8 protein-coding genes and 2 pseudogenes are annotated in these 12953 nt (G+C 67.4%); 3 read left to right on the top strand and 7 right to left on the bottom strand.

Annotated features, from left to right (window positions below; genetic code table 11):
• Window positions 1-6: 6 nt before the first annotated feature.
• Window positions 7-2631, bottom strand: a complete 2625-nt coding sequence (gene pepN / locus BSP109_RS10135; protein ID WP_101600399.1) for an aminopeptidase N — start codon at window positions 2629-2631, stop codon at window positions 7-9.
• Between the two features lie 170 nt (window positions 2632-2801).
• Here pepN and BSP109_RS10130 point away from each other — a divergent pair, with 170 nt between their 5' ends.
• Both BSP109_RS10130 and BSP109_RS10125 read left to right on the top strand, forming a co-directional pair.
• On the top strand, window positions 2802-3407 hold the full coding sequence (locus BSP109_RS10130) for a DsbA family protein (protein WP_180959693.1): 606 nt from the start codon (window positions 2802-2804) through the stop codon (window positions 3405-3407).
• 89 nt (window positions 3408-3496) lie between these two features.
• Window positions 3497-3955, top strand: a complete 459-nt coding sequence (locus BSP109_RS10125; protein WP_087005993.1) for a ribose-5-phosphate isomerase — start codon at window positions 3497-3499, stop codon at window positions 3953-3955.
• Here the strand turns inward: BSP109_RS10125 and BSP109_RS10120 are convergent.
• Entirely contained in the window at window positions 3879-5078 is a 1200-nt protein-coding gene (locus BSP109_RS10120) for a DUF418 domain-containing protein (RefSeq protein WP_180959692.1), read from the bottom strand. The two genes, BSP109_RS10125 and BSP109_RS10120, sit on opposite strands and share 77 nt — an antisense overlap.
• A 260-nt stretch (window positions 5079-5338) precedes the next feature.
• Between BSP109_RS10120 and BSP109_RS10115 the strand changes: the two genes are divergently transcribed.
• Complete coding sequence (locus tag BSP109_RS10115) at window positions 5339-6001, top strand: TetR/AcrR family transcriptional regulator (protein ID WP_101600393.1); 663 nt, start codon at window positions 5339-5341, stop codon at window positions 5999-6001.
• Between the two features lie 15 nt (window positions 6002-6016).
• On the opposite strand, the pseudogene BSP109_RS17995 reads toward BSP109_RS10115, so the two are convergent.
• From BSP109_RS17995 to BSP109_RS10095, 5 genes and pseudogenes are all read right to left on the bottom strand, one after another.
• Window positions 6017-6265: pseudogene (locus BSP109_RS17995) on the bottom strand (methylated-DNA--[protein]-cysteine S-methyltransferase); the annotation flags it as partial.
• Window positions 6266-6768: 503 nt separating this feature from the next.
• Window positions 6769-8407: pseudogene (locus tag BSP109_RS10110) on the bottom strand (Ada metal-binding domain-containing protein); the annotation flags it as partial.
• 118 nt (window positions 8408-8525) lie between these two features.
• Window positions 8526-9401 carry a CPBP family intramembrane glutamic endopeptidase gene (locus BSP109_RS10105; protein WP_146001124.1) on the bottom strand — a complete coding sequence of 292 codons (876 nt, stop codon included), beginning with the start codon at window positions 9399-9401 and terminating at the stop codon, window positions 8526-8528.
• A 1273-nt stretch (window positions 9402-10674) separates the two neighbouring features.
• The gene (locus tag BSP109_RS17300) at window positions 10675-10824 is read right to left on the bottom strand and encodes a hypothetical protein (RefSeq protein ID WP_180959691.1); all 150 of its coding nucleotides are present in this window, start codon (window positions 10822-10824) and stop codon (window positions 10675-10677) included.
• 669 nt (window positions 10825-11493) lie between these two features.
• Window positions 11494-12786: a DDE-type integrase/transposase/recombinase gene (locus BSP109_RS10095; RefSeq protein WP_096145777.1), complete on the bottom strand. Its 1293-nt coding sequence runs from the start codon at window positions 12784-12786 to the stop codon at window positions 11494-11496.
• Between the last annotated feature and the right edge of the window lie 167 nt (window positions 12787-12953).

Genomic DNA, 12953 nt, shown 5'->3' with positions numbered 1-12953 from the left:
GGTCGGTCAGTCCTCCAGGCCGACGGCCTGCGCGCGGAGCGCGCGGAGTGTCGTGTCGAGGTTCTCCCGCATCAGCCGCAGCAGCCCCTTCGGCGCCTTCGGATGTGACTCGATCCACGCCTCGGTGGCCTTCGCCGTGCGCTCCGATGCCGGTGGGAAGAGACTCAGGGTGAGCGTCTGGGCGATCTCCAGGGTCCGCGACTCCCACCAGCCCGTCACGCGATCGAAGTACTCCCGGCTGAAATCAGTCAGCGGCGCATTCGCGGCAACGAGCGTCCCGTCGTCGTGCTCGAGCCCGCGGGCGTACCCCTGCGCGATCGCGCCGATCATCGCGTTCGGCAGGGAGCGGTCGTCGACCAGCCCCAGGAATGCCTGCGTCTTGGCCGACGAGGATGGCCGGGAGGCCCTCGCGGTGGCCGCAGCGCGCTGCCCTGCGGCGGTGTCGTCGGTGCGGAGGTGCTGGGCGATGCGGACGTCGGTCCAGCGCCCACCGGCGGCCAGCGCCGTGACGATCGTCCAGGCGAGGTCGGTGTCGACGACGAGTCCCGGTACGGTCCCCGCGTCGACCAGGACGGATTCGAGCGCATCCATGTGGGCATCCGTGGATGCTTGGCGGCAGAACGCCTGGAAGAGCTGCAGCTGCTGGTCCGATCCGGCGGGGATCCCGTCGGCACCGCCGGTGAGCTCCCAGAGGCGGTCGGCCATCCGCGCGCGCAGGTCGGACCTGCGCGCATGCGGAACGTAGGCGTCCAGAGCGGTCGCGAGCTGGCGCAGCTGGACGAGCAGCCCGGAGGAATGCGTGATCGCGGGCAGATGCCGGTGGAGCAGCTCGACGTAGTGGGCTGCCGGCAGCTCGCCGTCGCGCACAGCGTCCCAGACAGAGGAGAGGACGATCAGCTGCGTGAGCGAGTCGTCGAAGCCGTTCAGGTGCTCCGATGCCAGGGCCAGGGATTCCTCGTCCAGCCGGACCTTCGCATAGGTGAGGTCACCGTCGTTGGTGACGACGACCTCGGCGGCGGATGCGCCGTCCGGCAGCTCCACGTCGACGGAATCCCCGTCCAGGTCCGTGTGGACCGTCGCGAGGCGGGCGAAGCGACCGTCCTCGTCCAGGCGGTAGAAGCCCACACCGAGTCGGTGGGGGCGCAGGCTGGGGACCGGCTGGCCCGGAATGATGTGCGGCTCCTGGGTCAGCGTCAGTGCGGTGAGCGCGCCGGCGTCGTCCCGGGAGGGGAGCGCCCGGATCACGTTGACGCCGGACTCCTCGAGCCACAGGCGCGACCACGCGCGGAGGTCGCGGCCGGATGCCTTCTCCAGCGGGCGGAGCAGATCGTCCAGCACGGAGTTCGACCAGGCGTGCGCGGAGAAGTACTCCTGCACGCCGGTGAAGAACTCCTCGCGGCCCACGTAGGCCACGAGCGCGCCGAGCACGGCGGCGCCCTTCGCGTACGTGATGCCGTCGAAGTTGACCTCGACGTCCTCCAGGTCGGAGATTTCCGCGACGATCGGGTGCGTCGACGGCAACTGATCCTGGCGGTACGCCCACGACTTCTCCAGAGTCGCGAACGTGGTCCAGGCGTCGGTGAACTCCGTCGCCTCTGCGGCGGCGAGCGTCGACATGTACTCCGCGAAGGATTCGTTGAGCCACAGGTCGTTCCACCACCGCATGGTCACGAGGTTCCCGAACCACATGTGGGCGAGCTCGTGGAGGATGGTGACCGCGCGTCGCTCGACCATCGCCCGGGTGGGACGCGAGCGGAAGACGTAGTTCTCCAGGAACGTGACGGCGCCCGCGTTCTCCATCGCGCCCGCGTTGAACTCCGGGACGAACAGCTGGTCGTACTTCTCGAACGGGTACGGGACACCGAACAGGCGCTCGAAGAACGCGAAGCCCGCGCGGGTCAGTTCGAAGAGGTCGTCCGCGTCGAGGTGGTCGGCCAGCGACGCCCTGCAGAAGACGCCCAGCGGCACCTCGGAGCCGTCCGCACTGGTGAGGGACGAATGCACGGAGGAGTAGGGCCCGGCGATGATCGCGGTGATGTAGCTGGAGATCCGCGGTGTCGGGGCGAACTGCCACACGGACAGCCCGGTCCCGTCGATGCCGAGCCCGGCGGCGGCCTGCGCCGCCGCGTCGGGCTGCGGGGTGGGGGAGTTGCTGACGACGGTCCAGTGCGACGGGGCCAGCACGGTGAACGTGAAGGAGGCCTTGAGGTCCGGCTGCTCGAACACCGCGAAGACACGACGCGCGTCCGGCACCTCGAACTGCGTGTAGAGATACGTCTCGCCGTCGACCGGGTCGACGAAGCGGTGCATGCCCTCGCCCGTGTTCATGTAGGAGAAGCGCCCGTCGACGGTGAGGACGTTCTTCTCCGCCAGATGGGGGAGTGCCATGCGGCCGTCCTCGACGAAGCGCTCGGGCTCCAGCTCCTCGCCGTTGAGGATCAGCCGGTCGATCCTCTCGCTGATCGCGTCGATGAAGGTGCCCGACCTGCTCACGGAGGAGAACGCGACGGTCGTCACCGAACGGAAGCCGCTGCCCGTGCCGTCGAGGACGAGCGTGACGTCGTATGAGTGCACATCCAGAGCCCCGGCGCGGTCCTGCGCCTCTGCGCGGGTGAGATTGTGCTGCGGCATACGGTCCTCCGGTGGGGGTCTGCATCGGTCTGCATCAGTGTGCATCGGTGTCGTTCCTGTCCTCATTCTGACATGCGGGACGCTGCCCGAGTCGGGCGACCGGGCCGGCTGTGCACCCGGCGGCGTAGGCTGGTGCCGCATATGCCCACTCGATCCCTTGGGAGGGGACTTTGGCTGCTTCGACTCTGGATCTCTGGTTCGACCCGATCTGCCCCTGGGCGTGGATGACGTCCCGCTGGGCACTCGAGGTGGAGAAGGTGCGAGACGTGGACGTCGTCTTCCACCAGATGAGCCTCTCCGTCCTCAATGAGGGCCGCGAACTCCCGGAGGAATACCGGGAGTCGATGGACCGGGCGATCGAGCCCGCACGCGTCGTCACAGCCGCCCGCGTCGAGCACGGCGAAGGCGTGATCCGCGACCTCTACACCGCGATCGGCACGCGGATCCACCCCGGTGAGGAGAAGGACTGGATGAAGGCGTGCGCCGAGGCGCTCGACGAGGTCGGCCTTCCCGCCTCGCTGCTCGACGCCGCAGGATCGGACGCGTACGACGAGCAGCTGCGCGCCTCGCACCAGGAGGGCATCTCCAAGGTAGGTGAGGACGTCGGCACTCCCGTCGTCGCGGTCGGTGACGTGGCCTTCTTCGGTCCGGTCGTCTCGCCCGCGCCGAAGGGCGAGGACGCCGGAAAGCTCTTCGACGGTGTGTTCGCCGCTGCGAGCATCCCCGGCTTCTACGAGCTCAAGCGCACCCGGACCACCGGACCCATCTTCGACTGAGCGGCGGACTCCGCCTGTACTGACCGCCGTATCCCAGCGGACCGACCCGTCCGCTGCCCACTTCTCCGTCTCAGACTGAAAGGCTCACCATGCAGATCCACCTGGGCACCGACCACGCAGGCTTCGAATTCAAGGAGACTCTGAAGGCGCACCTCACCGATTCCGGGCACGAGGTCATCGACCACGGCGCGCTCGAGTTCGACGCCCTGGACGACTACCCGTCGTTCTGCATCGCCGCCGCCGAGGCCGTGGTCGCCGCTCGTGCTGACGGCACCGACGCGCTGGGCGTCGTCATCGGCGGATCCGGGAACGGCGAGCAGATGGCTGCGAACAAGGTCGCCGGCGCCCGCTGTGCGCTCGCCTGGAACACGGAGATCGCGCAGCTGGCCCGTGAGCACAACGACGCGTGGCTCGTGTCCGTCGGTGCGCGTCAGCATGAGGAGGCCGATTCGATCGCGATCGTCGATGCGTTCATCGCGACTCCGTACAGCGACGATGAGCGTCACAATCGTCGGATCGGGCAGATCGCCGCGTACGAGTCGCGCTGAGTGCGTGACTGATCGCCTCGAGCGGCCCGCGGCGCATGACGCCGCGGGCCGCTGTCGTCTGCCAGGCGAGCGCGAAGGCGATCATGGCGGTGACGACCACCACGACGGCGATGAGGGTCATCGCGATCCGGTGATCGGGGAAGCGGCCCGCGAGTCCCAGGCCCCACCCGTAGAAGAGCGCACCGGCGAGAAGATTCTGCGCCACGTAGACGCTCAGGGACATGCGACCCACTGCGGCGGCCCACCGTCCCGCGAGGGTGTGCGCGGCACGGGTGCGGGCGATGTGCGCGATGAGGCCGAGCAGCCCCAGGGCGACGAATGGTGCAGTGAGATAGCGCTGCAGGAGGATCCCGGACGCGAACCCGGTGAAGCCCAGGACGATATCGATCGGAAGAGCGCACGCACCGATGATCATGAGGCGCCTGCGCAGCGGACCGCCGTGCGAGGTGAAGACTCCCCGGTCATAGAGGCGAGCACCGACGAGGAAGAGGCAGACTCCCATCGCCAGAGTGAGGACCGGCTCCGCGCGGAAGATGAGTGAGTGATCGAGGCGGAAGAGCGCGAGGTCGAGGAATGATCCGTCCTGGTGCACCGCTGCTGCCTCTCCGGTGGGGTCTGTGGCGGCAGTCGGAGGGGCGACCGGTGTGAGGACCAGTGCGGCCAGGAGCAGCAGCCCACCCGCATGGATGAGGCCCGCGCACCACGTCCAGACGCGTGCGGTGCGAGGTGAGCCCGCGATCAGCGCCGCGACGATGAAGCCGGTGAAGGCATAGCCCATGAGGATGTCGAATTCCGCGACGAGGACGAAGTTCACCGCGCCGTCCAGCAGCAGAATGAGTGCGCGCGGAGCGTAGGAGCGCAACCAGTCTCTGCGGCGCTCGCCGGATGCCTGTCTGTCGCCGCCCGCCTGTCTGCGATTCCACGCGGCGTGCTGGATGGTCAGTCCCATGCCGAACACCATCATGAGCAGGGCGAGGAACTTCCCATTGGGGAGTCCCGCCGCGAGTCCGTAGAGGAAGAGCTCGGCGACAGTGTCGATCCCTGCGAGCGGGTCGACGAGTGAGCCGAACATCCCGGCCGGATGCGTGAAGAGCCAGACGTTCGTGCCGAAGGTTCCCAGCACTGCGAGGCCTCGAACGATGTCGAGGCCTGCTTCTCGACGAGGTCCGGTGGGAGGAGACGCGTTCAGCGGACCACTGTCGGTGGCGGTTGTCGCGTCTGCCGGAACTATTGGGGTTGTCTCGGCTGCTGGTGTGCTCGCCGGGCGACGGGAGGAAGTCATGACTCAGACAATACGGGCGTATTGCCTGCAGTGCAATACGACCGTATTGGTTGTATCGCGAGCCGCATGGCCCGCTTCTCGAGGACGCTATCGTGAGGGCCATGACGGACGACGGCTCAGGCATGACAGGCGGACGCTCCCGGATCCTCGAGGCTGTGGTCGACGTCATAGCGGATGAGGGGATCGACAGGGCGAGTGTTCGGGCGGTCGCACAGCGTGCCGGCGTGTCGATAGGTGCGGTCCAGCATCACTTCAGGACGAAGGCTCAGATGCTCGAGGGCGCCATGGCTCAGCTCACGGCGCTGTTCGAGGCTCAGGCTCGTGACGATGCCGCCGCTGGTGCGGAAGCTCCTGACAGCCCCGGCGGCTCTGCGCGACAGGACGGTCCCGGCGACCCTCTCCTGGTGCTGCGCACGATGTGCATCGGCTTGGCGCTCGTCGATGAGGAGTCCCGCCGGCTGGGTGGGGTGTGGCTGGACTTCGTGGCGACGTCACGTGTGAACGAGGGGCTCGCTGGGATCCACCGGAGTGCATGGGCACGGCTGCGAGGTCTCTTCGCGTACCTCATCTCGGAGATCGAACCGGGACACACGGGCCCGGAATCTGCAGCGGATCTCCTCCTCGCCTCGCTCGACGGGATCGCTGTCTCACGGATGACGGAGCCGCAGTACATGACAGCGGAACGGGCCCAGGGCCTCGTCGAGGCGGCGCTGGTCGCAGTCCGTGCGGTGGAGGGCGGCCGCTCGAGCGGTGCGCAGTCGTGAGGGCTGCGGCCCACCTCACGTGTGAGAGGAGGCGTCCTTCTCCCGCTCCAGCAGACTGCGCTTGATCGTGAGGCCGTAGCGGAATCCTCCGAGCGATCCGTCCGTGCGCACGACGCGGTGGCACGGCACGAAGAGAGCGGCGGCGTTGAGCGCGCACGCTCCGGCGACCGCGCGCACTGCAGCCGGCCGTCCGGCGGCCTCCGCGTACTCGGTGTACGTGACGGGAGCACCTGCGGGGACCTCGCGGAGGACCTCCCACGCATGCGTGCGGAACTCGCCCGACTGCTGGACCACAGGGACGTGGGCAGGCGCAGTGAGGTCGCCCGCGTAGTATGCGCGGACGGCCTCGGCGGCGGTGTTGGCGAGATCCCGGACGGCGGCGCCGGTCGCGGTGGGATCGGTGGCGACGGAGTCGGGACGCAGTGCGGGGTGGATGAGGGCGACGAGTGCGTCCGGGTCAGTCGTCCAGCCGGACGCGAGGACGGCGTGCGCATCGACGATGGCGGTGAAGGGACCGTCGGGGGTGTCGAGTGTCGTGGCGAGAGCGGGGAGCTGGGTCATGGAACGTCCTTGCGGGTCTGAGACTGAGGGGGCCGGTGCTGTGGGGGCTGGAGCTGAGGGGATTGGAGCTGAGGGGACTTTCGGGTGTCTCGTGGACTTCGCCGGAGGCCCGTCTGCGTTCGCGCGCCAGAGCCGGATGACTGCGTAGGAGCGCCATGGCGCCCACGCCGCTGAACGCGTGTCGAGGTCGTCGTCGCATGCCAGTGTGCGGGCGGCGGTGAGCAGTGCGGCGTCTCCCGGCAGCCAGACGTCCGGATCGCCCAGCACGCGCATGGTGATGTAGGCGGCCGTCCATGGGCCGATGCCCCGTCTGCTCACGAGTGCGGCTCGCATGTCCGAGGGATCCATGCCGAGGTGGAGGTCGAGGCTCCCGTCCGCGAGGTCTGAGGCGAGATCATGGATCGCTGCGAGCGAGCGACGGGGGAGACGCAGCGGTCTGCCCGGGTCCAGAGGCGTCCCCGCGGGGACGGGTACGACCGCTGCTGCGATGCGCTCGGCAGTGGGGAAGAGGGCGGTGAGGCCGGGGACATGGGTCGACAGGGGCGTGCCGGCATGAGAGACGAGCCGTCCCAGGTGGGTGCCGGCGGCGGCGACGGAGATCTGCTGGCCGATGACTGCCCGCACCGCGAGTTCGTGGGCGTCGACGGCGCCGGGAAGTCGAGCGCCGGGTGCGGCGGCGACGAACGGTGCGAGGAGCGGGTCGCTGGACAGCACCGCGTCTGCTGCATGGGGGTCCGCATCCAGGTCGAGCATGCGCCGCAGCCGGGCGATGGCGGTGGGCGCGTCCGCGAGCGAGGTGAGAGTGAGGTGCGCGCGGATCGACCAGTCGACGCACGGGCGGCGTGCGGTTCCGGACTGGGCTTCGTGAGCGTGTGCAGATGCGGGCCCGGGTGAAGGCGCGGGTTCGGGTGCAGGTGCCGGGGGCTGGGCGGTGGCGACGACCTCGGCGACGGCGGGTCCGTGGGGCAGTGCCAGGGTGCGGGCATAGCGCAGGCGAGCAGGGTCGGTGAGGTCGGCGGTCTCGACGCCGGTGATCGCGCGGGCGGAGAGGAACGCGAACATCCCTGTGGCGTCGAAGGGGGAGCGCACGGGGAGGTCGACCGCGAGGCGGATGTCCGACGCGGGTGCTGCTGGGGACTCGGCGTGTGAGTCCGAGAGGTTTGACACCGTGGCGTTTGAGTCCGAGGCGACCGTGGCTGGGCCGGAGCGCGTGGTGGGTGTGCCGCGCGTGGGTAGTGTTCGGGGGCGACGGCGAGCTCGCAGTTCACTCGGGGTGGCGGCGAAGACATCGCGGACGGTCTCGTTGAACTGGCGGACGGAGCTGAAGCCGGCGGCGAAGGCGACGTCTGCGAAGGAGAGGTCCGTCTCCGTCGCCAGAGTGCGGGCGGTCTGCGCGCGGTGGGCGCGGGCGAGCGACAGGGGACCGGCACCCAGCTCGGCGCTGAGCAGGCGTGTGAGGTGGCGCGGGGTGAAGCCCAGCGTCCTCGCGAGGCCCGGGACGCCGGATCGGTCGACGGCGCCGTCCTCGATGAGCCGCATCGCACGGGCTGCGACGTCCCTGCGGAGGTTCCAGGCCGGGGTGCCGGGGACCGCGTCGGGCAGGCAGCGACGGCATGCCCGGAACCCCGCCTCGTGCGCGGCAGCTGCGGTCACGAGGAAGACGACGTTCTGCGGCTTGGGCGTGAGCGCGGGGCACGAGGGGCGGCAGTAGATGCCGGTGGTCTTCACCCCGGTGAGGAACTGGCCGTCGAAGCGGGCATCGCGCGCACTGATCGCGCGGTAGTGCTCCGGGAAGCCCGGATCCCCTTCCGCGCACACCGCGGCGTGCGTCCTCAGCGTCTGCATGCCTCCAGTCAACCAGGTTCGCAGGAGCGCCGCTGGCGGTTTTCGGACATGGGCGTCGGGAGTGCGGGGGTGGGAGCGCGGGGATGGGAGTGAGAAGGTCGGAGCGCGGGGCGGGGACTCAGTACCAGAAGATGGGAAGCCACTCGGGGTGATGCGCATGGACGATCGAGCAGAAGACGATGAAGTCGAAGAGCAGGTGGACCGTGATCGTGTACGGCAGAGAGCGCGACTTCGTGAAGATGACTGCCTGGACGAGGGCGAACGGGATCGTGAGCAGGGGGCCCCAGGAGCGGTATCCCAGCTCCCACAGGAAGCTCACGAAGATGATCGAGGTGAGGACGTTCGCCGTCCAGAACGGGAAGTGTCGGGCCAGCAGGGTGAAGATCATGCAGATGAAGAAGAGCTCGTCCCAGATGCCCACGGCGTTGACACCGACGAAGAGGCGGCCGATCTCGCTCGGGGCCTCCACTGCGGGCCAATTCTGGTACGTGCCGGAATGGATGAAGTAGCGCGGCAGGATGAACCAGCCGGCAAGCAGGACGAAGGCGAGCCAGCCCCACTCGAGCTTCGACCACGGCTCGCCGCGGCGGCGCGGGTAGCGGATCGCGTCGTCGCGCAGCAGTCTGCGGTGGACGATGTAGGGGACGACGACGGCGGCGGTGAGGACCGCGCCCATGAGGAAGAAGTTCGGCCACTCGATATCGGCTTCGACGGAGATCGTGCTGACGATGCCCAGGCCCAGCGCGATGAGGCCGAGGTCCCGTCCCAGCGGGCGCGACGCTGCGAAGCCCACTGCGACGCCTGCGACGAGCGGCAGGTAGCCCCACGGCGTGAGGAAGCCGAAGATCAGCACTGCCGCGATCGCGATGAGCGCTGCGCCGAGCCCTCCGAGGCTCAGGGTGGACAGGGGAGTGGCGTGACCGAGGCGGGGAGTGGACCTCGGCGGTTCGGCGGCGGGTCTGGGCGTCTTCGCGCTCGGGCCGTCGTCGTGCATGCACCCAGTCTACGAGGGGGTTGCCGGCGGGCGAGGGCGGTCCCGCGAGGAGGTGTCCGGACTCGGGGAGGCAGCAGTGCGCGAGAGGCGTCAAGGCGCGAGAGAAGGCAATGCACGGGAGGCGTCGGTGAATGACGAAAGCCGCTGTCACCAGCGGCTTTCGTGTCGGAGGGGATGACGGGAATTGCTCCCACATGCCCTCTGACCAGGCTAAATGCTGCTCTCTGGGGGTCCGCGACCATAGCGTGACCACAGCCAGGCTACAACCTCTTCGCGTGTCACGGAACCGAATCGCCGGAAACCCCTGAGGAACATCTACGTCAGCACACTCCATTTACCAGGCGCAAGCTGCTGCGTCAAGAGTCAATGCTCGCGTGAGGGTCGCGGGCGTGCGAGCATGAGAAAAGCGGCCCCCGTGGACCCAGGTTTCTCAGGCCTGGCGGGAGCCGCTCGGAATATCACTCATGTCTGAGTCTACGGGCGCTCCCGGCTCTGTGTCACCCGCGACACGACCCGATGGCCCAGCACCCCAGCGGGTCCCCGCTGGCGTGCGCATGTCGCACGGAGCTGAGGACTTCTTGTCCTACTACATGCGTGCTCACTGCAACCTCCACGGGACTGCGGCCCTTGGCTGGGCCGGGTGTCCGTGGTCGCTTTATCCGAGCCGGACCCCGCGCGACCCACTCGACGGCTGGCAAGGCTCACACATCAGACGACGTGACATGGTGGCAAGCCTAGCTTTGCTCGTGATGCAGCAGGCAGCCGACGGCGTGACGACAACCTTCCTCACTGTGTCCCCGACACTCCCGGCGGGATCTGGAGCCTCACGGACGAGTGCGGCGCTACTCGCGCTCCAGAAACTCGTGACAAGTATCCGCGCACTCCCCGGACCGTGGGGGCGGATGGTCGGCACGCTCACTGTACCGATAAGCCAGCCTGGCGCCGACGCCTGGACGGCCCGACCCCACCTTCAGATCGCGGTCGCGGCGGCGCTCGTGCCTACGATCCGCGACACGTGGGAAGATCTGGCGAGCCTGTACGACGTCTCACGCGGTCCGGACCCCGATGCCGTCCATTCCAGCCTCATAGACCCCGACGACCCTGACGGTATCGCCGCCCTCGGCGTCTACTTCGGCCAGAACGATGAGGTCCTACCGCCGACAAGCAAGGGGAAGGCCTGGTCGCTGACGGCGGTGGCCCGCCACGGAGCGGAGATCGGTGCGGCGGGCGACTCTGCCGAGGCGCGCGTGTGGCTGGACCCGTGGGCGGAGACTCAGGCCGCGATCACGGCTGCGTCCGCAGCGCCGGGGCCGGTGACGACGCGGACGACAAGGGCTGCGGCTGCCCACATCGCGGCAGGAATCGGACTGGAAGGGGCGACAGCGCGCGCGGATGCGGGCCGAATCGCTGCCGGGATGCTCACGTTGCGTCCGCACGTCACGTCGATGTCTCAGTCCGTACCGGAGGACTTGCTGAATCGGTGGCGTGCTGCAGAGCACAACACTCCCGCCAGCGTGACCAGGGAGGCGCGGGTGATGGAGCCACGGGACGACGCGAGCCTGATCCGCGCCGCTGACACTGAGTGCGGCGAGTGCATCAACGTTCCCCTGGAAACCTCTAGTACGAGCGATGTGCAGGCGGGGACGACAAGTGCCGCTATTCCGTGCGGGGCCTGGGTGAACTCACCCCACCCAGTCGAGGTGTGTCCTCGTGTCGCGAAACTCGCTCGCACAGTCCTTATAGCGCTCATGACCGTGGTGGTCTCGGCTGGTCGGGGACTAGCCTCCGTGCTCCAGCACTGCCGTATGCTCGCTCGCCGCCGAGTACAAGTCGTAGCCCCAGTGTCCCGGAAAGAGAACTGCGTGCACCCGGCTGCGACAAGCGCTCGAATCATGCGCGCGCCCTGGAGAAATGGCCCACATTCGGACGAGGTGCGCCCGCGCGCACGATCCCCTCCCTCTCCGACGCGGTCCGGAGACCGTTCGCAAGTGCCGAGCGGACATGTTGTGCTGACAATGGACGGAGTGCCTCATGTCAATACCCCCGGCTAATGAGGGTCGTGCCTCACACAAATTATCCCCGGGAACAACTCTCACCCCACCCGACTCGGCCTGACCCGAATACCCGAGGAATCGGGCAATGCCTGCTTGGCCTCGATCTCACGTTCCATACGCGCGGTCTTCCCGGCAGCGAGCTTGATCAGCCTCTGCTGGATCCGATCGATCTCGGCCGCGATATGGACCGGGTCAAGACCAGCCTTGTAAGCCCTGAGCTCAGCGACTTGCTTTCTGTTGAGGATCCCGGAATCCAGCAGACGCACGAACGGGGTCCGCGGGGTGTCATAAACACGTTTGCGACGACCCACCGAATCAGTGGAATACCCGGTGGGTTTCTTCGTCGGAGTGAAGTAGTTCAACCGGTCATTGACCAGTGCCCAGAGCGTCGTCATGAGTCCGAGTTCGGTTGTCGTGTCGTAGCGGTAGTAGAACCCGTACCGACGCACGAGATGGTTGTTCTTTGACTCGATCGTGGCCTGGTCATTCTTCGTATAAGGCCTGCCGCGAGTGAAGAAGATCTTCCGCTGGGCCGCCCAGTCGATGAGGTCGTGATTGATGAACTCTGAACCGTTGTCGAAGTCGAGCCCGGTCACGAGATAGGGCACCGCTTCAACGAAATGAGTGCACGCGGCAACAATGTGTACGGCAGCATTGTTCTTGACTGCTCGGGTGTAGACCCACCCGGTGTGCATATCGGTGTAATTGACCGAGCGGATGAACTCGCCCTTCAACGTCGGTCCGCAGTGGGCAACGGTATCGACTTCGAAGAATCCGGGTTCGGCTTCGACTTCATCACCGGCCTTACGAACCTGGATCGAGTTGCGCAACAGTGTGCCAGGCTTCGTTGCCGACTTCCCACGCAGGGTGTCTCTAGCCCGGGCTGGTGCCAGGTATCGGTCGATCGTGGCTGGACTCATCGACACCAGCTCGTCGCGTACGTTCGTGCTGTAGCGGCCCTGGCCAGGCACGAGGTGGTTGTGGGCTTCGAGGGAGTTGAGGAGATCGACCATAGCTTGGGCGAGGTATTTGCCGCAGATTCCACCGGCAACTGACCACACATACTGCAGGATCTTGATCGCGTCGTAGGAGTACTTACGGGCCTTAGTCTTGCGTCGATCGATCACGGCCACGGTGGCGTTGGCTCTGCCCTTGGGCTGGCGAGTCCGACGCATGAGCTGTTGGCGAGCGTGGTCGCGGTTCCAGCCAGTGATGTCGGTGACGGCATCGAGGATGGCCGACTTTTGTTGCCTGCCGGCCTTGGCATACGCGGTGGCGTATTTCTTCGTGATCTCGATTCTGGTGTTCATGGAAACGTCCTTGTCGACCATGACCCCATCGTCGTCGTGTCTATGTCCCCGGGTGAAGAGTCTGGCGGGGAAATTTATGTGAGGCACGACCCTTGGCTACGCGGGGACTATCTATGAGTCTCGTCGATGGATTGACTATTGCCATCTGCTAACTGTAGAGTGCTGATTGTCAGGCCAGTCAACGCAAG

It is taken from the genome of Brevibacterium sp. Mu109 (assembly GCF_900169375.1).
Taxonomy (GTDB): domain Bacteria; phylum Actinomycetota; class Actinomycetes; order Actinomycetales; family Brevibacteriaceae; genus Brevibacterium; species Brevibacterium yomogidense_A.
The sequence above is the reverse complement of the archived record's forward strand: the minus strand, read 5'-3'. Positions and strand labels throughout refer to the sequence as shown.

Bases quoted from the DNA above. Each gene is read 5' to 3' on its own strand.
- pepN (WP_101600399.1), bottom strand. From the start codon at position 2,631: ATGCCGCAGCACAATCTCACCCGCGCAGAGGCGCAGGACCGCGCCGGG.
- BSP109_RS10105 (WP_146001124.1), bottom strand. From the start codon at position 9,401: ATGCACGACGACGGCCCGAGCGCGAAGACGCCCAGACCCGCCGCCGAA.
- BSP109_RS10095 (WP_096145777.1), bottom strand. From the start codon at position 12,786: ATGGTCGACAAGGACGTTTCCATGAACACCAGAATCGAGATCACGAAG.
- BSP109_RS10115 (WP_101600393.1), top strand. From the start codon at position 5,339: ATGACGGACGACGGCTCAGGCATGACAGGCGGACGCTCCCGGATCCTC.
- BSP109_RS10125 (WP_087005993.1), top strand. From the start codon at position 3,497: ATGCAGATCCACCTGGGCACCGACCACGCAGGCTTCGAATTCAAGGAG.